The organism is Cytobacillus sp. T106, from assembly GCF_040492155.1.
In the GTDB taxonomy this organism is placed as follows: domain Bacteria; phylum Bacillota; class Bacilli; order Bacillales; family Cytobacillaceae; genus Bacillus_AB; species Bacillus_AB infantis.
Genome location: NZ_JBEUMK010000001.1, coordinates 246,533 through 268,454, shown reverse-complemented (window position 1 = coordinate 268,454; position 21,922 = coordinate 246,533). Strand labels below are relative to the sequence as shown.

At 46.2% G+C, this 21,922-nt stretch carries 17 protein-coding genes and 1 pseudogene; 1 reads left to right on the top strand and 17 read right to left on the bottom strand.

Going from position 1 to position 21,922, the window contains the following annotated elements:
• Genes ABU165_RS01305 through hemA form a run of 4 tightly spaced genes read right to left on the bottom strand, consistent with a single transcriptional unit; the run spans position 1 to position 3,970 of the window.
• A complete protein-coding gene (locus ABU165_RS01305) occupies positions 1-780 on the bottom strand; it encodes a uroporphyrinogen-III synthase (RefSeq protein WP_148948967.1) in 780 nt (259 codons plus the stop codon).
• Positions 777-1,712 carry a hydroxymethylbilane synthase gene (gene hemC, locus ABU165_RS01300; protein WP_009796062.1) on the bottom strand — a complete coding sequence of 312 codons (936 nt, stop codon included), beginning with the start codon at positions 1,710-1,712 and terminating at the stop codon, positions 777-779. Before hemC ends, ABU165_RS01305 begins: the two co-directional genes overlap by 4 nt.
• Before the next feature lie 59 nt (positions 1,713-1,771).
• Positions 1,772-2,605 carry a cytochrome c biogenesis protein gene (locus tag ABU165_RS01295; RefSeq protein WP_009796061.1) on the bottom strand — a complete coding sequence of 278 codons (834 nt, stop codon included), beginning with the start codon at positions 2,603-2,605 and terminating at the stop codon, positions 1,772-1,774.
• 15 nt (positions 2,606-2,620) lie between these two features.
• Positions 2,621-3,970 carry a glutamyl-tRNA reductase gene (hemA, locus tag ABU165_RS01290; RefSeq protein WP_148948965.1) on the bottom strand — a complete coding sequence of 450 codons (1,350 nt, stop codon included), beginning with the start codon at positions 3,968-3,970 and terminating at the stop codon, positions 2,621-2,623.
• Positions 3,971-4,229: 259 nt separating this feature from the next.
• Between hemA and ABU165_RS01285 the strand changes: the two genes are divergently transcribed.
• The gene (locus ABU165_RS01285; RefSeq protein ID WP_101550605.1) at positions 4,230-4,715 is read left to right on the top strand and encodes a LiaI-LiaF-like domain-containing protein; all 486 of its coding nucleotides are present in this window, start codon (positions 4,230-4,232) and stop codon (positions 4,713-4,715) included.
• Positions 4,716-4,804: 89 nt separating this feature from the next.
• Here ABU165_RS01285 and ABU165_RS01280 read toward each other — a convergent pair whose 3' ends face one another.
• The 13 genes and pseudogenes from ABU165_RS01280 to leuB form a co-directional block, all read right to left on the bottom strand.
• Positions 4,805-5,542, bottom strand: coding sequence for an amino acid ABC transporter ATP-binding protein (locus ABU165_RS01280; protein WP_101550460.1), 738 nt, complete (start codon positions 5,540-5,542; stop codon positions 4,805-4,807).
• A 17-nt stretch (positions 5,543-5,559) separates the two neighbouring features.
• The gene (locus tag ABU165_RS01275) at positions 5,560-6,207 is read right to left on the bottom strand and encodes an amino acid ABC transporter permease (RefSeq protein ID WP_009796057.1); all 648 of its coding nucleotides are present in this window, start codon (positions 6,205-6,207) and stop codon (positions 5,560-5,562) included.
• A gap of 92 nt (positions 6,208-6,299) precedes the next feature.
• The gene (locus ABU165_RS01270; protein WP_009796056.1) at positions 6,300-7,082 is read right to left on the bottom strand and encodes a transporter substrate-binding domain-containing protein; all 783 of its coding nucleotides are present in this window, start codon (positions 7,080-7,082) and stop codon (positions 6,300-6,302) included.
• A gap of 264 nt (positions 7,083-7,346) precedes the next feature.
• Complete coding sequence (yihA, locus tag ABU165_RS01265) at positions 7,347-7,934, bottom strand: ribosome biogenesis GTP-binding protein YihA/YsxC (RefSeq protein ID WP_009796054.1); 588 nt, start codon at positions 7,932-7,934, stop codon at positions 7,347-7,349.
• Entirely contained in the window at positions 7,921-10,257 is a 2,337-nt protein-coding gene (gene lon, locus ABU165_RS01260) for an endopeptidase La (RefSeq protein WP_094766943.1), read from the bottom strand. The genes yihA and lon overlap by 14 nt, the downstream gene beginning before the upstream one ends.
• A 325-nt stretch (positions 10,258-10,582) precedes the next feature.
• Positions 10,583-12,250 carry an ATP-dependent protease LonB gene (gene lonB / locus ABU165_RS01255; protein WP_009796052.1) on the bottom strand — a complete coding sequence of 556 codons (1,668 nt, stop codon included), beginning with the start codon at positions 12,248-12,250 and terminating at the stop codon, positions 10,583-10,585.
• A 185-nt stretch (positions 12,251-12,435) separates the two neighbouring features.
• Positions 12,436-13,701, bottom strand: a complete 1,266-nt coding sequence (gene clpX, locus ABU165_RS01250; RefSeq protein ID WP_022544244.1) for an ATP-dependent protease ATP-binding subunit ClpX — start codon at positions 13,699-13,701, stop codon at positions 12,436-12,438.
• A 530-nt stretch (positions 13,702-14,231) separates the two neighbouring features.
• Positions 14,232-15,515, bottom strand: coding sequence for a trigger factor (gene tig, locus ABU165_RS01245; RefSeq protein WP_009796050.1), 1,284 nt, complete (start codon positions 15,513-15,515; stop codon positions 14,232-14,234).
• A gap of 168 nt (positions 15,516-15,683) precedes the next feature.
• On the bottom strand, positions 15,684-16,709 hold the full coding sequence (locus ABU165_RS01240; RefSeq protein WP_253618089.1) for a tetratricopeptide repeat protein: 1,026 nt from the start codon (positions 16,707-16,709) through the stop codon (positions 15,684-15,686).
• Between the two features lie 189 nt (positions 16,710-16,898).
• Positions 16,899-18,156 (bottom strand): annotated as a pseudogene (gene ltrA / locus ABU165_RS01235) (group II intron reverse transcriptase/maturase).
• Positions 18,157-18,707: 551 nt separating this feature from the next.
• Positions 18,708-19,286: a 3-isopropylmalate dehydratase small subunit gene (leuD, locus tag ABU165_RS01230; protein ID WP_148948960.1), complete on the bottom strand. Its 579-nt coding sequence runs from the start codon at positions 19,284-19,286 to the stop codon at positions 18,708-18,710.
• Between the two features lie 11 nt (positions 19,287-19,297).
• Entirely contained in the window at positions 19,298-20,716 is a 1,419-nt protein-coding gene (gene leuC / locus ABU165_RS01225; protein WP_318059596.1) for a 3-isopropylmalate dehydratase large subunit, read from the bottom strand.
• Positions 20,717-20,811: 95 nt separating this feature from the next.
• Positions 20,812-21,921: a 3-isopropylmalate dehydrogenase gene (leuB, locus tag ABU165_RS01220; protein ID WP_318059597.1), complete on the bottom strand. Its 1,110-nt coding sequence runs from the start codon at positions 21,919-21,921 to the stop codon at positions 20,812-20,814.
• Position 21,922: the final 1 nt, after the last annotated feature.

The following is a 21,922-nucleotide window of genomic DNA, read 5'->3' as shown; positions in this document are numbered from 1 at the left end:
TCATTTCCTCCTCTGATTCAATTCAGCTGCTATGCTTTTTGCCAAATCTTCAATCGTATATCCGGCAGGGACCACATGGACACCAAGCCCCAGTTCTTCCGCCCTTTTCTGAGTAACAGGGCCGATGCAGGCCACAAGGCAGCCTTTGATAGCTGCTTCAGCACCCGTCTTGCGGACAATCTCCATAAAATGCTCTACAGTCGACGGGCTGGTGAAGGCCAGCACATCCAACGATCCATTTTTCAGCATGACTGCGAGCTTTTCTCCGCTATCTTCAGGAAATCCGGTTTCATATATAATGATTTCCTGCGGCTCTGCCCCTGCCCTTTTAAGCTCGTCTGCAATATAGCTTCTTGCTTTATTCCCTTTGGGGATCAGCACCTTCATGCCTTTTTCGACAAAGGGAAGGAACTCATCAATAAATCCTTCTGCAGCAAATTCCTCCGGAGTAAAGCTGACAGCAAGCCCTGACTCCTCTGCGGCCCTCTCTGTTTTTGTGCCAATGGCCGCAATCTTGGGAAAAACGGCATTTCTGCCGGCAAAGGATATAAAAGTTTCAAGGGCATTTCTGCTGGTAAAAATGACCCAATCGTATGTAGGAAGCTCCCTGACAGCATGAAGGATTTCTTCTGTTACCTCTGCCGGCCTGAAAGCAAGCAGCGGTATTTCCACTGGTATGCCGCCATAGCTGCGGATCAGCTCAGAAAAAGGTCCGGCCTGATCCTTCCCCCTGGGTACAAGCACTTTTTTGCCTGCAAGGGGAAGGCTCTCCCCGGTCATTCTCCGTCAAGCTCCTTTTTTACATCATCAATAAGCTTTTTGGCGCCTTTTTCAATCAGCTTTTCCGCAGTTCTCAGGCCCACTTCTACAGGATCAGCTCCAGTCACTTTTTCTTTATAAATCGTTTTTCCGTCCGGTGAAGCCACAAGACCTGTAAGCTCAATTTCATCCTTCTCATTCAGCACAGCATATCCTGCAATAGGAACCTGGCATCCGCCCTCCATTTTATGAAGGAATGCACGCTCGGCACGGACTGTCTGGTTTGTTGTCCCGCAAGTGAACTTGCTCAGCAGCTCAAGCAGCTCCTTATCGCTCTCGCGGCACTCAATGGACAATGCCCCCTGGCCAACGGCCGGCAGGCAGACTTCCGGCTCAAGGAATTCCGAAACAGTATCAGTTGTCCATCCCATTCTTGACAGACCTGCTGCAGCGAGAATGATGGCATCATACTCCTCTGTTTCAAGCTTTGCGAGCCTCGTATCAATATTGCCCCTGATCCATTTGATTTCAAGATCCGGGCGCTTTGCAAGCAGCTGTGCGCCTCTTCGCAGGCTGCTTGTGCCGACAACCGCTCCCGGCTTAAGCTGATCCAGTGTCTGATGCCCTTTTGAAATCAATGCATCACGGTGATCCTCCCTTTCAGGAATAGAGCCTATCACAAGGCCTTCCGGCAGGACAGCGGGCATATCCTTCATGCTGTGGACTGCCATATCGATTTCTTCATCAAGCATAGCCTGCTCGATTTCTTTTACAAATAAGCCTTTTCCGCCAACCTTGGATAAGGTCACATCAAGGATCTGATCTCCTTTTGTCACGATTTCTTTCACTTCAAACTCGAAAGAATCGTCTATCTTCTTCAACTGGTCCATCACCCAGTTGGTCTGTGTTAATGCAAGCTTGCTGCGCCTAGAACCGACTATAATTTTTCTCATGACAGCCTCCTATGTATAGGGGGCAAGGCTTTTGCCAAGCCCCCTGATATAAATCATTATTATGAGCTCCAGAAGTGGAAGGATGAAAGCCTTCCAAACAGGAAAAAGTTGATAAGTACAATTAAAAAGGATGCGAGATTCCACAGGGCCAGCGATTTGCCTGAAAAGCCCCTTGCCACCCTCACATACAGGTATACGCTGTATACGCCAAGCACGATGAATGAGCCAATGACTTTCGCATCATACCAATGCATATCTGGTACCTTGATATAAGCCCATTGCGTCCCGAGGATCAGGCTTATAATCAGCATCGGTACACCGATTACATTTAATACATATGACATATGCTCAAGCTTTGACAAATCTGCAATTCTCAGGAGCCTGGATCCCCATTTTTTCCTCTTTAGCAGGTCATACTGAATAAGATACAGCAAAGAGAAGACAAATGACAGTGAAAAGGCGCCATATGAAAGGATTGCGACTGTTATGTGGATCAGGAGCAATTCCGAGACGAGCTGCTGGGCCATGACTTCAGATTCGTACTGAACGGGTGCAAAAGTGTGGATGGCCATGATGACAAAGCCGAGCACATTAGTGAAAAAGACGATAAAATCCACTCTCAGAAGGCGGTTGATTCCGAGCGAAAGAGTGATAAGCACCCAGGCATAAAAATATAGCCCTTCAAATATAGTCAGCACCGGAAAACGCCCTGTATTTTTCATGTACAAAAACAGAAAAACAGTCTGCAGAATCCACACAAATGCAAGTAACCAGAAGGCAACCCTGTTGGCCTTCCGGTTATTGTGAAGAAAGTCGATGAAGTATAAAAGCACGCATAAAGCATACAGAACGACTGTTAACTCATGCAGCCTTGTCATATAGATGTCAAACATTGCCCAGAACCCCGCTTATGACTGAAAAGAAGGCACGGCCGGCTTCACTGCTGCCCGCTTTGGTTCTGCTGCCTTCACTTCATCATCATGTTCTGCAACAAGGTCTTCAATATTGAAGATTTTCACAAATAAATCCAGCGCTTTATCGGCATCAGCCTGGGCAGCCATTTCCTTGGCCTGCAGGATTGGGTCTTTCAGCATCTGGTTGATGATGCTCTTCGTGTGTTTGTTCAGCACTTTTTTGTCGCGCTCACTGAGATGAGGCAGTTTTCTTTCAATGCTGTTCATGGTTTCGGACTGGATGGCCAAAGCTTTCTCACGCAGGGCGGAAATGACAGGAACAACCCCAAGGAGGTTGAGCCACTGCTTGAATTCCACAATCTCGCCTTCAATCAGCATCATGATAGCTGCTGCCGCTTTTTTGCGTTCCTGAAGGTTAGCTTCCACAATGCCTTCCAGATCGTCAATATCATAAAGGAATACGCTGTCCAGCTCAGAAAGCTTAGGATCAAGATCACGCGGCACGGCAATATCCACCATAAAGAGCGGTTTGCCTTTGCGCATCTTCTCTACATGGACCATCATCTCTTTCGTAATGACGAATTCCTTTGCACCTGTAGAGCTGATCAGGATATCAGCTTCCATTAAAGCGCACTGCAGCTCCTGGAGGGTCTTGGCTTCACCGTGGAAGCGGCTCGCCAGATCCTGGGCCTTTTCAAATGTACGGTTGATGACAGTCACCTTGCTTGCCCCATTGGCATGCAGGTTCTGAATGGCCAGCTCTCCCATTTTCCCTGCTCCAAGGACAAGGACATGCTTCCGGTCAAGAGATCCGAATATCTTTTTAGCCAGCTCGACGGCAGCATAACTGACCGAAACCGCATTTGCGCCAATTTCAGTTTCAGAATGGGCCTTCTTCGCCAATGTAACAGCCTGCTTGAAAAGCTGATTAAATACAGTGCCTGTCGCCTGCTTTTCCTGTGAAGCCAGGAAGCTAGTACGCACTTGTCCAAGAATCTGTGTTTCGCCAAGAACCATGGAGTCCAAACCGCAGGCAACTTTAAACAGATGCTCTACAGCACCGTCCTGTTCGTAAACAAACAGATACGGAGAGAATTCTTCATGGGCCATATCAAACCACTCAGACAAAAATTCTTTTATATAATAGCGGCCGGTGTGAAGCTGATCGACCACTGCGTAAATTTCAGTGCGGTTGCAAGTAGAGAGGATAACATTTTCCAGGATGCTCTTTTTGCTGTTCAATGCCGTCATGGCATCCCCCAGAGAGTCCGGATTGAATGTCAAACGCTCGCGGATTTCGACAGGGGCAGTTTTATAATTAAGACCTGCTACAATAATATGCATAAAGTGTTTGCACCCCCAGCTAAGTACGTAATTCAATACTATAATTATAACATTTTTTTCGTGTGAAATTGTGAACAGATAATGAACTCATATGGTAATATAAATGATTGAAAGGTGCTCTTGCTGCATGGCTCAAAAGAAGCCTGCAGGAGCAGAAAGCCTTAGCCCAAATTACATATATCGACAAAAAGGCTTACTTATGTACAGTACCAAAAATAAAGCCGGGATTCAAGTGAACCTTACTGGAAGTGGTGTAAAAATGAAAAACCAGCGGATTTTCCCAGGAATCATCCTTATAGGCTTCGGTGCCTATTTCCTGATGCAGCGCTCAAACGTACAATTATTCCAGGATTTCTATTCCTGGCCGACACTATTATTGATCGTCGGTATTGCTTTTCTATTCCAGGGATACGGAGCCAAAGAATATGAAGCGATCCTTCCCGGCGTCATCCTGGCAGGGTTTGGATTGCACTTCCATATTGTAAGCCGGCTCGAAGTGTGGCCTGACCATATCGGCACCTTCATCCTGATCATCGCCCTCGGGTTCCTGCTCAGAGCCCAAAAGACGGGGGCAGGCTTTGTCCAGGGGCTGCTTTTCCTGTCCATCAGCATCCTGCTTCTATTCAATGACAAAGCAGAAAACATTTTAGGACCATTAGGGCCGGGCCTATCATCCATCTTAAGATTCTGGCCGGCTGCACTTGTGCTGGTAGGCCTGTACCTGCTGTTATCAAAGAAAAAGTAGGCTTATACTGCCTATCATTCCACACTTGCACAAAGATAAAACACCCGGCCGGGTGTTTTATCTTCCTTTATTCAAAAATCTCCACTGCCTTACAGCACAGAATCCAGGAAGCTTTTTGTCCGCTCTTCCTTCGGGCTCAAAAACAGCTGCTCCGGATGGCCTACCTCGACAATCCTTCCTTCATGCATATATACCGCAAAATCGGCGACTTCTCTCGCAAAGCCCATTTCATGGGTCACGACAATCATGGTCATCCCTTCCTTCGCAAGGTCCTTCATGGTGGCAAGCACTTCACCGACCAGCTCGGGGTCAAGCGCAGAGGTCGGTTCGTCAAACAGCATGATATCAGGCTTCATGGCCAATGCCCTTGCAATGGCCACCCTTTGCTTCTGCCCCCCTGACAGCTTGGCGGGATATACGTCCTCTTTATCTGATAACCCCACTTTTTTCAGGAGCTCTTTTGCCTCTTTCCTGGCCTGCTCCTTTGGCACTTTTTTTACATACACCGGGGCCTCCATTACATTCTCAAGGACAGTCCGATGGGGGAACAGGTAGAAATGCTGAAACACCATCCCCACTTTTGACCGGATCCTGTTCAGGTCATGCGTTTCTTTCTCAACCTTCTCCCCTTCAATGACAATGTTTCCGCTGTCCTTCATTTCAAGGAAGTTGAGGCATCGCAGCAGCGTGCTTTTTCCTGACCCGCTTGCCCCGATCAAACAGACTACATCGCTTTCTTTCACTGTCATATCTATATCCTTCAATACATGAAGGTCCCCAAACGACTTGTTCAGCTTCTCCACTTTTATCATGACTGCTTCATTCATCTGCCATTGCCTCCTCTTTAATCACTAATTGCCATCCGCTTTTCAATAATGCTGACCAGGAATGAGAATACGAGCACCAGTATGAGGTAATAGACTGCCACGATTAAAAGATAGCTCATATAGTCATACTCATTTGATCCATATGTGGTCGCCACATTGAAAAGCTCGTACATGCCAATGAATGAGGCAAGGGATGAATCCTTCAGCGCTATAATGAATTGATTGCCAAGAGGCGGCAGGGCCCTTCGAACTGCCTGCGGAAGAATGATGCGCCTCATAGCAAGCCCCGCTGACATGCCGAGCGACCTGCCCGCTTCCATCTGCCCTTTTTCAATGGACTGAATCGAGCCCCTGAAAATCTCCGCTATATAAGCGCCGTTATGGAAGGCGAGCCCAAGGACAACGGCCAGAAACTGCGAGATATTCAGAGATGTCAGCCCAAAGTAGAAGATAAATATCTGGACAACTAAAGGCGTTCCCCTTACAAGGAATATATATATATCTGCAATCCATTCAAGAACTTTTATTCGCGAGATTTTTAAAAAGGCAAAAAACAGCCCGATGAAGATGGCTATAAAAACAGAAACAATCGTCAATTCAAAGGTAAGAAGCATGCCCCGTAAAAATACGGGATATGTTTCTATAAATTTTCCTGCAAGTTCCATAGGCTTTTCCTCTCTTTAATTGTAATATGAAGCATTTCTTTTATGTACATAAAGAGGCGAATGCAAGTTGCAGTACATTCGCCTTCTTCCCCTTATTCCTTTTCAGGGTCTTTTGTGATGTCCTCACCGATGTACTTCTTGCTGATTTCTGTCAAAGTTCCATCTTCATGAAGCTTTTCAAGCGCTTCATTGATTTGATCAAGCAGCTCTTCATTGTCCTTCGCTACGGCAATTGCCTGTTCACTGCGCCCAAGCAGCTCCTTGCCTTCGATTTCCATCCCGGAACCGATAGCCTCTTTGCCTGTGATGAAGTCAGTGATGACGGCATCATGCTTCCCCCTGCTCAATGCTTCGAGGGCGGTTACATCACTGTCGTAAAAAATGATGTTGTCTGTCACCTCTTCAGCAGAGTCTGCATAGGTTGAACCTTTGGATACAGCAATCTCCAGATCCTTCAGATCATCAAGGCTTTTCGCCGAACTGTCAGGACGGACAAAAATCTGCGGTCCTGAATAATAATAAGGAATGGAAAAATTCACTGCCTTCAGCCTGTCTTCATTGATGGTGTGGCTCGCTACCGCGGCATCAAAACGCCCTGATTTGACGCCTTCAACAATTCCGCCAAACTTAAATTTCTTCTGAACCGGTTCAAGGCCCAGCTCCTTGGCCACTGCTTCTCCGACTTCAATATCAAAGCCGGTCATGGTCCCATCCGCTTCTGTCACGCTGAAAGGCTTGAATTCACCTGATGCAGCATATGTAAACTTACCTTCGTCTGCAAGCTCCATCCCCCCGGAGGATGCCTCTTTTTTCCCGCATGCTCCGAGAACAGCGGCACAGCATAAAATTACAACAGCTATGATCCATTTTTTCAATTGTTTTCCCCCTCAATGTTTTCTGAATTTCATTTCAAGCTTATTACCCTTATTACCATAACATTACACTTACTTTTGCCACAAAATTCAAATTTAGCTGTATTTTCAGTCATTAACCCCCATACTGGCCTGACAGCCGCTCAGCTGTACAATGCTATTAAATGGGGGCATATACTGCCCTCTTCTCCCATTTCCTCCCGAACGGCCGCCATACAGCAGCAAAAGAGCTGTTTTTGCAAAAAAAAAACGCCAAATCGGCGTTTTTTAGCTCTGCATATATTTCTTGAGAATCCCCCAGGCCTCATCCTTGCCTTCACCGGTCTCGGATGAGAACAATACAATATCGTCCCCAGGTTCAAGCTCCAGAGTCTCTTTCGTGATTTTGAAATGCTTCTGCCTTTTTGTTTTAGGAATTTTATCAGCCTTTGTGGCTATGATGATGCATCGGATTCCGTGGTGCTTCAGGAAATCGTACATCATGATATCATCCTTGGTAGGAGGATGGCGCAAGTCGACGATCAGGACAGCTGCCTTCAGCTGCTCCCTGGAGGTAAAATAGGTTTCAATCATCCTACCCCATGCTTCGCGCTCCTTTTTGGAAACTTTGGCATAGCCATATCCCGGGACATCGACAAAATGCATCATTTCATTGATCAGATAGAAATTCAATGTCTGGGTTTTGCCTGGCTTCGAGGATGTCCTCGCCAGGTTCTTGCGGTTAAGCATTTTGTTAATAAATGAGGATTTGCCGACATTGGATCTCCCTGCCAGGGCAAACTCGGGCAGGGACTCCTCAGGATATTGTGCCGGTTTGACCGCACTTATAACGATTTCAGCACTATTTACTTTCATTGCTGTGCACTCCATTCAGGGCGTGCTTGAGAACTTCGTCAACATGTGATACGAGAACAAAATCCAATTCGTCGCGGACACTCTCTGGAATATCATCAATATCTTTTTCATTATCTTTAGGAAGGATAATTTTAGTCAATCCCGCTCTATGGGCACTTAAAGTTTTTTCTTTCACTCCGCCGATCGGCAAGACCCGGCCGCGGAGCGTTATTTCTCCTGTCATCCCCACTTCTTTGCGTATCGGATTCCCCGACAGCGCTGAAACAAGGGCTGTAGTGATGGTAATCCCTGCAGATGGGCCGTCTTTTGGAACGGCACCTTCAGGCACATGGATGTGGATATCGTACTTTTCATAAAAATCTGCCTCGATGCCCAGCTCTTTCGCTTTTGAACGGACATAGCTGAATGCAGTCTGTGCAGATTCTTTCATGACATCCCCAAGCTTGCCTGTCAGGACCAATTTGCCTTTGCCTGGAGATAAAGATACTTCGATCTGCAGCGTGTCTCCGCCAACTGTTGTATAAGCAAGGCCGGTCGCAACCCCGATCTGGTCCTCGACCTCTGCCTGGCCATATCTGAACTTTGGCTTGCCAAGGAAGTCTTCTATATTCTTTTCAGAAATGATGACCTTCTTTTTCTCGCCTGAAACAATAATCTTTGCAGTCTTACGGCAGATGGAAGCCAGCTGGCGCTCAAGCCCGCGGACACCTGCTTCTCTTGTATAATAGCGGACGATTTTCTGGATTCCGTCCTCCCTGATCTGCAGCTGGGATTTAGAAAGCCCGTGCTCGCTGATCTGCTTAGGCAGGAGATGGTCCTTTGCTATATGAATCTTTTCAAGCTCCGTATAGCCTGCAATCGTGATAATTTCCATCCGATCGCGGAGAGGGCCCGGTATGGTTGCCAGATTATTCGCTGTTGCAATGAACATAACCTTCGACAGGTCATATGTTTCTTCAATATAATGATCGCTGAAATTGTGGTTCTGCTCAGGATCCAGGACTTCCAGCATGGCTGATGAAGGGTCTCCCCTGAAATCATTGGACATTTTATCAATTTCATCAAGCAGGAACACCGGATTGATGGTCTCTGCCTTTTTCATGCCCTGGATAATCCGGCCCGGCATGGCGCCGACATAGGTCCTTCTATGTCCGCGGATTTCAGATTCGTCCCGCACCCCTCCAAGGGAAACGCGGACAAAGTTGCGGTTCAGCGACGCAGCAATAGACTTGGCAAGGCTCGTCTTACCGACTCCCGGAGGCCCGGCCAGGCAAAGGATGGGACCTTTCAGCGAATTGGTGAGCTTTTGCACAGCCAAATATTCCAGCACCCGCTCCTTGACCTTTTCTAGGCCGTAATGATCCCTATTCAGGATCCGCTCTGCATTATGAATGTTCAGGTCATCAACAGTTGCCTCGGTCCATGGCAGAGAAACAAGCCAGTCGATATAGTTGCGGATTACCGCGCTTTCAGCAGAGCTGGAAGGCACCTTTTCATAACGATCAAGCTCTTTTAATGCAGCAAGTTTGACATGATCAGGCATCCCGGATTGTTCGATTCTATCATTGAGCTCGGCGATTTCGCCTGTTTTGCCTTCCTTATCGCCCAATTCCTTCTGAATCGCCTTCATCTGCTCACGGAGATAATACTCCTTCTGCGTTCTTTCCATGCTTTTTTTGACGCGCTGCCCAATCTTCTTCTCAAGATTCAGGACCTCTTTTTCATTGTGGATAATCTCTATGACCTGATTCAGCCTTTTTTTGACATCGATCATTTCTAGAATATCCTGCTTTTCCTTCAGCTTCAGCGGCAGATGGGAAGCGACGATATCTGCCATGCGCCCCGGTTCCTCAATATCGGATACTGAGGAATAGGTTTCTGCAGAAATCTTCTTGGATACTTTTATGTACTGTTCAAAGTACTCAAGCATCGTCCTCATCAGCGCCTGGTCTTCGGCATCCTTGTCTTCTCTGTCATCATAAGTCTCAACACTGACTGTATAATGATCTCCCTCATCGGTGAGCTCGGTAATTTCTGCCCTCTTCAATCCTTCCACCAGCACACGGATTGTGCCGTTTGGAAGCTTCAGCATTTGTTTTACACGGGTAAGAGTACCCATTTTGTATAAGTCATCTTCCGCCGGCTCATCTATTGAAATATCCTTTTGAGTCGTCAAAAAAATAAGATGGTCATCTACCATTGCTTTTTCAAGCGCCTGCACGGATCTTTCCCGTCCAACGTCCAGATGCAGGACCATTGTAGGGTAGACGAGCAAGCCCCGAAGCGGCAGGAGGGGGACGATGATGTCTTTCTTATTCGCCATAGTTTGCACCTCCAAATGCAAATCAAATATATTATCTGCCTCATCCTTATTCTTTGCACTAAGCCCGCAAAAAATGAGAAAGAGAAACCAAACAATCATTCCAAACCCGCATCATATCACAGGTCAAGCCTTTGTACAATTCTAACTTATTTATTTGTGGGTGTCTATTAATAGAAATGCGGAGGGCGCTTGCCCAGCCCCCTTATCTTATTGCTTCATTGATTATATGACGAATGAATTCCTGTTAGACAGCTTATTTCTCTTTTATCCTGTCAGAATAAAATAAAACTCCGGTTTGAAGCATATGCTGCAAACCGGAGCTCCTTTAGATACTTTCTTTCTTAGAAAGCTCGATTGACGCTGTGAGGGACTGGTCTCTTGCATAGTCCTTCAGCAGGGCTGCAGTGAACACCTGGCTGAGGTGGCTGACAGGAATGATGTCGATTCCCTCTATCTCTTTCAAAATGCTTTGCATATTTTCTTCAGGGATGATAACAGTCCTGGCGCCGGCTTTCTGGGCAGCCTTTACTTTGGCATACACTCCGCCGATCGGCTTAACATGGCCGTGGATGCTGATTTCTCCTGTCATGGCCACTTCCCTGTTCACCGGCCTTTTATATATAGCCGAATAAATTCCGGTAGCCATAGCAATCCCAGCAGAAGGACCGTCAATTGGCACACCGCCTGGGAAATTCACATGGATATCATAATCTTCAGCAGGCACTCCCATTGTTTTTAAAACGGTCAAAACATTTTCAATTGAACCCTTTGCCATACTTTTCCTGCGTATTGATTTTCCGCGGTCCCCGATGCTTTCCTCTTCAACAATCCCGGTGATATTGATAGAACCTTTTTCCTTTGCAGGCATGACCGTCACTTCTATTTCCAGCAGGGCACCTGTGTTTGGCCCATATACAGCAAGTCCGTTTACAAGCCCGACTGCCGATTCTTCACTGATCTTTCTTTCCATCCTTGGAGAGAGCTGGCTTGAGTTAATGACCCATTCAATATCCTCATCCTTTATGTAATCCCTATCCTCGGTAATGGCAACCCCTGCAGATATCTGCACAAGATTTACCGCTTCACGACCGTTTCGTGCGTATGAGGCCAGTGTCTTTAAGCTTTTTCCGCTGATTGGCATTTTGACCTTATCCGCCGCCTTGCTGCTGATCGTTTCCACTTCATCTTCTGTGAGCTCTTTAAAAAATACTTCCATGCAGCGTGATCTGATTGCCGGCGGAATCTCACTCGGAGTCCTTGTCGTCGCTCCCACAAGCCTGAAATCTGCAGGAAGCCCGTTCTTAAAAATATCATGGATATGCTGAGGAATTTGTGTATTTTCTTCATTATAATAAGCACTTTCCAAAAAGACCTTGCGATCCTCTAAAACTTTAAGCAGCTTATTCATTTGAATCGGATGCAATTCGCCAATTTCATCTATGAACAGCACTCCCCCATGCGCATTGGTGACTGCTCCCTGCTTTGGCTGCGGAATGCCTGCCTGTCCCATAGCCCCTGCACCTTGATAGATGGGATCATGGACAGAACCGATCAGCGGATCTGCTATCCCCCTTTCATCAAAGCGGGCTGTTGTCGCATCAAGCTCAACGAAAACAGAAGATTTCCGAAATGGAGACTTGTCCTGCTTCTTTGCTTCTTCCAGCACCAGCCTTGCCGCAGCGGTTTTACCGACTCCAGGCGGCCCATAGATGATGACATGCTGAGGATTTGGTCCGCAGAGTGCCGCTTTTAATGACTTAATTCCATCTGCCTGACCGACGATATCTTCGAAGCTTGCCGGACGCACTCTTTCCGAAAGCGGTTCAGTCAGCCTGATGGAACGCATTTTTTTCAGCTGGTCCATTTCTTTTTTTGACTCCCGGTCGATCGACACCTTTTGAGTCCTCTGGCTCTTTAGCAGATTCCAGAAATAAAGCCCGATAATGATTCCGAAAAACAGCTGGATGAATAAAGCTATCCCGGTCCAACTCATAGTATCCCTCCTGCACTTTTGTTCAAGCTGATACTTGGTAGTATCTCCTTGTACAGGTTGGAATAAACAAGAATACACTGTAAAAAACTTCCTGAGCAAAGACTTGAACAGAATCTTAACGTGCAGCAGTGAATACAAAAAAGCCAGGCAGAGAAAACCCCGGCCTGGCTTTATTTATTCTGTTATCAGGCAGAAGTTTTACGCTCTTCTTCCACAACCGTACCATCATTCAGCACAAGCTTTGGCACGCTGTTATCTGTAACTGTCTCTTTTGTGATGATGCATTTAGAAATATCATCACGGGACGGAAGATCGAACATAACATCCAGCATAATGCCTTCAATGATTGAACGGAGTCCGCGGGCGCCTGTTTTTCGCTCGATTGCTTTCTTCGCAATCTCATGCAGGGCACCTTCTTCGAATTCTAGCTCAACATCATCAAGCTCAAGCATTTTCTGATACTGCTTAACAAGAGCATTTTTCGGCTTTGTCAGAATTTCAATAAGAGCTTCCTCATCCAGCTGAGTAAGGCTGGCAATGACCGGAAGACGTCCGATGAATTCAGGGATCAGACCGAATTTCAGCAGGTCTTCAGGAAGAACTTTTGAAAGCAATTCCTTCTGGTCAAGCTCCTGCTGCTTCTGTTCAGAACCGAATCCGATCACTTTCTGGCCAAGACGGCGCTTAATGATCTGCTCGATGCCGTCAAATGCACCCCCGCAGATGAACAGGATATTAGTTGTATCAATTTGGATAAATTCCTGGTGCGGATGCTTTCTTCCGCCCTGTGGAGGAACACTTGCTACAGTTCCTTCCAAAATCTTAAGCAATGCCTGCTGCACACCCTCACCTGATACATCCCTTGTTATGGACGGGTTCTCAGATTTACGCGCCACCTTATCGATTTCATCGATATAGATAATGCCTTTTTCTGCCTTTTCCACATCATAGTCTGCAGCCTGGATCAATTTCAGGAGAATATTTTCCACATCTTCCCCAACATAGCCAGCTTCCGTAAGTGATGTAGCATCAGCAATTGCAAATGGAACGTTGAGAATACGGGCAAGCGTCTGGGCAAGGAGGGTTTTACCGCTTCCTGTCGGCCCGATCATGCTGATATTACTTTTTGAAAGCTCAACATCATCGATCTTGCTGTTTGAATTGATTCTCTTATAGTGGTTATAAACAGCCACTGACAGAGATTTCTTTGCCTGTTCCTGGCCGATTACATACTCGTCAAGAATATCGCGGATTTCTGCCGGCTTTGGCACATCCTTGAATTCCACTTCTTCCTCTGTGCCAAGCTCCTCTTCCACGATTTCCGTGCAGAGCTCGATGCATTCGTCACATATATATACACCTGGTCCGGCAACTAATTTACGTACTTGATCCTGTGTTTTCCCACAGAAGGAACACTTTAATTGCCCTTTTTCATCATTAAATTTAAACAATGCCTTCACCCCTTGAATTACTTCTGTGCCTTATATAAAGCTTGCGGATCACTGCAAACAATTTTTACTATTCAGCTTTTTCAGCTTATGGAATAACGGCTGGGAAAATCCCAAAACAGCCCCTGTGCCTTTATGTCCTTTTGATTGCTATTTGTCAATCGATTGGTTGGGAACAGTTCACACAGGAGAAAACTTTAACAGTTATGTATTGCATTGTAACACATTTAACAACTGGACAGGAAATGATAACTCTTAGAAAAGTATGTTTCATTTTTATCATGATCTGTCTGCTGATCCGCATTTAAAACTATGTACCCAATAAGCTTATCCATAAAACAGAGAGTTAAATCCCGATTAAGGGATATTTAATTACGGCGGTTATGTATAGAATTTTTCCTGTCCGTTTTAAGCCTTAATATACTATATGCTGCTTTTTATTGTATAAAACAAGGCACGATCAAATCGCGCCTTGTTTTATTAAAAAAGTTTTTGCAGCCATTGCTGCTATTACAAACATTTATTTTTGGCTATTAAGCAGTTTTGCTGTTTTCGATAAGGAAGTCAACAGCTTTTTTCACTTTAAGGTCTGCTTTCACGCTGTCGAGGCTTCCAAGCGCCTGCTTGATTGCATCGGCAGTCATGTTGTACATTTCAGCCATTTTATCAAGCTCGGCAGTAACCTCTTCGTCTGTTACTTCAATGTTCTCTGCTTTTGCGATCTCTTCAAGAGTCAGGTTGATGCGTACACGCTTTTCGCCTTCTTCTTTCATCTGCTCGCGCAGGGCACTTTCGTCCTGGCCTGAGAACTGGAAGTAAAGCTCAAGGTTCATACCCTGCATTTGAAGGCGCTGTTCGAATTCCTGCATCATTCTGTCGACTTCATTGTCGATCATTACTGCAGGCAGGTCGATTTCAGCATTATCAGCAGCTTTTTCGACTACAGTGTCGCGAAGGTTGTTTTCAGATTCCTGCTTCTTGCTTTCTTCAAGGCGAGTCCTGATTTTTTCCTTAAGGGCATCAAGAGTTTCAACCTCTTCGTCAACATCTTTTGCAAACTCGTCATCAAGCTCAGGAAGCTCTTTGCCTTTGATTTCGTGAACAGTCACCTTGAATACTGCCTTCTTGCCGGCAAGCTCAGCAGCATGGTATTCCTCAGGGAAAGTCACTTCAACATCCTTGGATTCGCCAGCAGCTGTTCCTTCAAGCTGTTCTTCGAAACCAGGGATGAACTGGCCTGAACCAAGCTCTAGTGAATAGTTCTCAGCTTTTCCGCCTTCGAATGCTTCGCCGTCAACAAAACCTTCGAAGTCCATGACAACTGTATCGCCGTTTTCAGCTTTGCCTTCTTCTTTAACGACCAATTCAGCCTGGCGCTCCTGAAGGGAAGTGATTTCATTGTTTACATCTTCTTCAGTTACTTCTGTTTCAAGCTTTTCTACTTCAAGGCCTTTGTATTCGCCAAGCTTAACTTCAGGCTTAACTGTAACTGTTGCCTTGAAAATAAGGCTCTTGCCTTTTTCAATTTGCTCTACATCGATTTCAGGGCGGTCAACAGGCTCGATCCCTGTCTCATCAATTGCACTTGCATATGCTTCAGGAAGAAGGAAGTCAATTGCGTCCTGGTATAGAGATTCAACGCCAAAGCGTTTTTCGAACATCCCGCGCGGCATTTTCCCTTTACGGAATCCTGGCACGTTTACTTGTGCAACAACTTTTTTGAATGCAGCGTCCAGACCTTCTTTGACTTTCTCTGCATCTACTTCAATTGTGAGAACCCCTTGGTTCCCTTCTAGCTTTTCAAACTTAGCAGACATACTATAATTCCCTCCAACAATCTATTGTCATTACCATTTTTGCGGACTTTGTATGAATATTGCCTAAATATCATAGCATATTCATCTTTTTGATATGTAAAATAACTATTTTTACACATAACAGCCACTATATTATAACATACGTTATCTTTGTTTCAACAGAGATACTCAAATATTGGGATAAGAAATTTCTTCTATCTTCCCTATAAAAATCCTGGATGCCTCAAGAGTATCTTCTTCCACCCCATATTGGCCGGCCATATCCCCCGGATCTCCATCCATGCCGTAAAATGAGCATCCGACAAGATGATATGCAGCTGCCCAAAGGTCAGGCTGATCAGGCTGCAGCTTGAACGGGTACAACAGGAAGAACTGCCTCTGGAGCAAAGCGATGATATTTTCCAGCAGGACCGGATCTTCGTGTTCAAGTTTATCTTTAACCGCTGCTTCAATTGCCCTCAGCTGCTTATGATCATGGACGTCATGAAGTGCCGATGGGATGAACTCTTCATTCATCCCGAGCTTTTTTACAGTCACAGGCTTATCATATTCCTGCTCTTTCAGTATATTGATAATCATTGTTTTCAGGAAAGGATGCCCTTCCTCTGAAATCAGGTAAGACTTCAGCTCTTCAAGATATGGCCTGATGTTGATGTTTGCAAGCTTTGCCAGCAGCAGGACCTGCTCTTTGGGATCTTGATAGGACAGGAGGTTCAATTCCTTATCCCTGTATTCTTCGCGGAGCTGTTCTTCTGCAGCAGGATCAGGGCTTCCCTCCGCCATACGCCTGCTGAAGTGCAGCATTTTTGCGAAATGCTCCAGCTTATCCTTAGGGATCTCCCTTTCCTGGAGAAGGGCTTCGATAGTGGCGGCTATTTCCCCATATTCATGGAGCTGGACCATGATCATCAGATAAAGATCTACGATTTCAAAATAATCTCCGATCCCCTCCTGAAGCATGGATTTGGCTAGATTTTTGGCCTTTTTCAGCGCTCCGGCCTCAAAATAGGCCAGGACAAGCCCTATATGTATATCACTGCTCTCCGGGTCAAGCTCTTTGGCGTCCTCAAACAGCTGGATTGCATCTGAAAACTTCTTTCCCTGGAGGCTCTCAAGCCCTTTCTCAAGCAAACGTTTTTCCAGACCGGGAAAGGGGATGATATTGCTGCTGTCGTTCTGGTTCCGCTTAGTCATGAAAAAACCGCCTTCCCTGTTAATATTGAAGATAGTATAGCATGCATGGAAAGAAAAAAGAAATTCAAAGAAGAGAGCCTTGAAAGGGGGAATAGATTAACTTCCACAGTAATCGAGTAGGAGGCACGTCACCGTGCCGACCTCTCACAGCACCGTACGTACCGTTCGGTATACGGCGCCTCGAAAGTTTTATGAAATGATTACTTGTAACGATTTTAAACCTAGCTGTCGCCAATACTTATTGCTCAAGGCGGCATTAATTACAGGGTTTCGGGAGTTGCGCCAATAACCCTTTCGGGTGTTGGCGCTTTTCCGTGCATTTTCTCTTGAGATACCTAATTTCCTAAGGTTTTGGTACTTGGTCTTTATCTTTTTCCATTGTTTCCACAGGCACGCTCTCAGTCTACGACGGGTATGTTTATCGATATCCTCTGCGTATGATTTTATATCCCCAACTTTAAAATAGTTCCCCCACCCCTGGATGAGTTGATTAATTTTAAGGATTCTGTAAGTCATACTTACTCCCCAGTTACGGTTTGTCAGCTTCAGTAGTTTGGTTTCAAGCCTTTGTTTTGATTTCTTTGGCACGTACACCCTGGTTTTCGTTCTATAGAAACTCACTCCTAAGAATGTCCGTGCACTCGGCTTTCCCACCGCACTTTTCTCCTCGTTGACCTTTAGCTTTAATTTTCTCTCTAGAAATTCTGTAACTCCTTGTTTAACTCTCTCTCCAGCTTTAATGCTCTTAACATAGATATTGCAGTCATCTGCGTAGCGTACAAATTTATGTCCTCTTTTCTCCAGCTCCTTATCTAATTCATTAAGGATAATATTGCTGAGAAGAGGGCTTAAGGGACCTCCTTGCGGAGTCCCCTCTCTGTTGGTAATAACCACACCGTTCACCATAACCCCGGCTTGAAGAAATCTTCGGATAAGCTTAAGTGTCGGTTTATCAGAGATGGTCTTGGCTATCAGAGACATGAGCTTATCATGCTGGACTCGGTCAAAGAATTTCTCTAGATCCATATCTACAACGAAGTTGTAGCCTTCTTCGATGTATTGTCTTGCCTGTTCAATGGCTTGATGTGCACTCTTAATTCGGTCGAAAACCATAACTAAAGTGGCTGAACTGCCTTTCAAATATAGGTGTTAACCTTTGAACCATGGCTTGCTGAATCACTCGGTCCGTCACAGTAGGAATCCCAAGTTGTCGTTTTCCACCATTAGCTTTTGGTATCTCAACCCTTCTAACTGGCTGAGGTTTTTATTTTCCTTCTCGTATCAGTTGAATAATCTCTTGTCCATTTTCCCTCAAATATAGGCGAGTAGCTTCTATATCTTTCTCATCGACACCTGCTGCTCCTTTGTTTCGTTTAACCTTTTTAAAAGCAAGGTCAAGGTTTTCAGTATCAACGATACGGTCAATTAATGTTTGGTTACATTCCATATTGTTTCCATGCTCTTGAGATTGCACAAAAGTAACTCCACGCTAGTTTAAGGTTTCCAGCTTTCCGAGCTTTCTGCCTTAAACCAGATTTGTTGGCTGTGTCATCGTTCTTTTGTAAAGTTCTCTAACATGGTAGCTCCTTTCGTTCCGCCCTTCTCAACAAATCGTTGATACTATGGCTTCTGCTGACTTCTCTTAGTTCAGCTGCTTATCACTAAGCAGGTTCTCCTTCCGGAGGTTTCTAAGAGACCTCCCGGGGTAAGTTCATCCACTTTCTCCTCATATATCTGCCACATTTATGTCTGTTCCATCCGGGGATATTTTGGACTTTGTTTTGTTTTGCAAACTCGTCCTGAAACAGTCCACCTCAAATGTGATTCGTGTACCTCAGACCGAGGATTTGCCTAGGGCTTCCTTCAGATTCCACGTCGCCATGGACACCCTTGCCTTCAGCTAATGGTTCGCATATCCCAACGCCCATAGCGGACTTGCACCGCCTAGTTGATGAACATGCCCGGCACACAAAAAAGAAGATCCACATGAGAGTGGATCTAGCTTGTTTTTTCATACGCCTCTATTTCCTTCTCAAGCTGAAGCGTTATTTCAATTTCATCCCACCCATTAAGAAGCATTGTCTTCCAATAAGGCTGGATCGGAAAGCTTGCTGAGAACCCATCCTCACTATAGACAGTTTGTGTTTCAAGATCAACTGTCAAAAACAGCTCGGCTTCTGCTGCTTTCAGCAGGAGCTGTTCTGTCTCCCCCTGGCTCAGACGGATGGGCAGCAGACCATTTTTCAGGCAGTTCTGATGGAAGATGTCAGCGAAGGAAGGGGCAATTACCGCTTTAAATCCGAAGTCCTGCAGAGCCCAAGGGGCATGTTCTCTTGAAGAGCCGCAGCCGAAGTTTTCATTTGCAATCAGAATTTCCGCACCGCTGTTTTCAGGCTTATTCAATTCAAATGCAGGATCAAGCTGTCCATCTTTATAGCGCCAGTCATAGAATAGGTATTTCCCAAATCCGGTTTTCTCGATTCTTTTTAAAAATTGCTTCGGTATGATCTGATCAGTATCTACATTAACCCTGTCCAGCGCAGCTGCTTTGCCTGACAGCTTTTTGAAACCGCCCATTCTATCTCCTCCTACACTGTAATTGATTCTTCCATCAATGTTTTCCGGACATCAACAAATTTTCCATTCACAGCAGCAGCTGCTGCCATAAGCGGGCTGACAAGATGGGTCCTCGCACCTGATCCCTGCCGCCCCTCGAAATTGCGGTTTGAGGTTGATGCGCAATGCTCGCCCGGAGGCACGATATCATTATTCATGCTGAGGCACATACTGCAGCCTGATTCCCGCCATTCAAAGCCGGATTCAATAAAAATATGGTGAAGCCCTTCCTTTTCCGCCTGCTCCTTCACGGCCTGTGATCCCGGTACTACAAGGGCCCTGACACCCGGATGGACTTTTTTGCCGGCCGCAAACTCTGCAGCCTGCCTAAGGTCCTCGATGCGCGAATTTGTGCACGATCCGATGAACACATGCTGAATGCTGATATTGCTGATCTCCTGCCCTTCAGAAAGACCCATATACCGAAGAGCCCGCTCAAGTGACGTCCGTTCTGTTTCGGTCTTGCAATCAGCCTCAGAAGGTATCCTTTCATCAACCCCCGCTGCCATGGAAGGATTGGTCCCCCAGCTGACCATCGGCGGGATCTCCCCGGCATCGAGCGTGATTTCTTTGTCATAATTCGCATCAGAATCCGATGCGAGGGCCTGCCAATGAGCAAGGGAAGTATCCCATTCATTGTCTTTCGGTGCATATTTCCGCCCCTTTATATAAGAGAAGGTGGTCTCATCAGGACTGACCAGGCCAGCCCTTGCTCCTCCCTCTATCGACATATTGCATATGGTCATCCGCTCTTCCATGGACATAGACCTTACAGCCTCTCCGCAGTATTCAATGACATGTCCTGTTCCGAACCCGATGCCAAACCTGCTGATGATATACAGGATGACATCCTTGGCTGTAACCCCGCTTTCAAGCCGGCCATCAATCTGAAGCTTCAGTGTTTTCGGCCTGGACTGCCATAATGTCTGGGTTGCAAGGACATGCTCCACTTCACTTGTTCCGATGCCAAAAGCAAGCGAACCAAAAGCACCATGGGTGGAAGTATGGCTGTCCCCGCAGACAATGGTCATCCCCGGGCGGGTCAGGCCAAGTTCAGGGCCGATGACATGGACAATGCCCTGATCCGGGCTGTCCATTCCTGCAAGCGGCACACCAAATTCCCGACAATTTTTTTCAAGGGTGGTCATCTGTTTTTTGGCGACTGGATCATCTATATGGCCGCGGTTGATTGTCGGCACATTATGATCCATAGTAGCGAAGGTTTTGTCCGGGCGCCTGACTTTCCTGTTTTTCATCCGCAGGCCGGAAAATGCCTGAGGGGATGTGACTTCATGCACTAAATGCAAATCGATATAAAGCAGATCAGGCTTGTCTGTTTCTGTATGGACGATATGCCGGTCCCAAATTTTCTCTACAATTGATTTGCCCATCTATTTTTCTCCCTCCATCTTTTCCGGGTCCTTCTCCCGGAATCTTTTATAAATAAGTACACGGCTGGAAAACCAGCCGTGATATCCTGAATCTGTCAGGCATATGCCCCCATTATCTGCAGAATGGCTTCATTATCCAGCAGAGCAGCTTTAATTTCCTCGGTCATCACCTTGGTAGAAGCTGCCTTCCCTCCTGAAGCCAGATCAGCTGTGCGAATGCCTGATTCGAGTACATCACTGACTGCCTTCTCGATTGCAGCAGCTTCTTCTTCCATCCCGAAGGAGAGGCGGAGCATCATGGATGCGGAAAGAATCATTCCAACCGGGTTGGCGATGCCTTTGCCTTCGATGTCCGGGGCCGATCCGTGGATCGGCTCATAAAGATATGGCCCGCCTTCTGACAGGCTGGCAGATGGAAGCATGCCGAGGGATCCAGTCAGAACAGAAGCTTCATCACTTAAAATATCTCCAAACATATTCTCGGTAACAATCACATCAAACTGTTTTGGATTTTTAATGATCTGCATGGCTGCATTATCGACCAGCATATGCTCAAGCTGTATATCGGGATATTGGGCTGCAATTTCCTCTGCCGTTTCCCTCCACATCCTGCTTGATTCAAGGACATTCGCCTTATCCACGCTCGTTACCTTTCTGTCCCTTCCCCGGGCGAGTTCAAAGGCCAGCCTAACCACCCTCTGTACTTCTTCCTTTTTATAAAATAAAGTGTCCACGGCAGTTTCTTCACTGCCATTCCCGGCCCTTTCGCTCGGCTTTCCGAAGTAGAGTCCGCCCGTAAGCTCCCTTACCATTAAAAAGTCGGTACCTTCAATGACTTCCTTCCTTAAAGGAGAGGAATCTGCCACACTCGCAAAATAGCTGGTGGGCCGGAGGTTTGCATATAGATTCAGATCTTTACGGATTTTCAGGAGGCCGCGTTCCGGCCGGAGGCTTGGATGGAGCTTCTCCCAGCGCGGGCCGCCAACAGCTCCAAGCAAAATGGCATCACTGCTTTTACAGAGTTCGACTGTTTCATCCGGCAGCGGCACCCCGGTGGAATCAATTGCTGTTCCGCCAATTTTCCCATAGCTGAATTCAAATGTATGCCCAAATCGTTCTCCTGCAGCCTGCAGCACTTCAACTGCCCCTGCTGCCACTTCTTTTCCGATGCCGTCACCAGGCAGCACTGCGATCCGCTTCTTCATG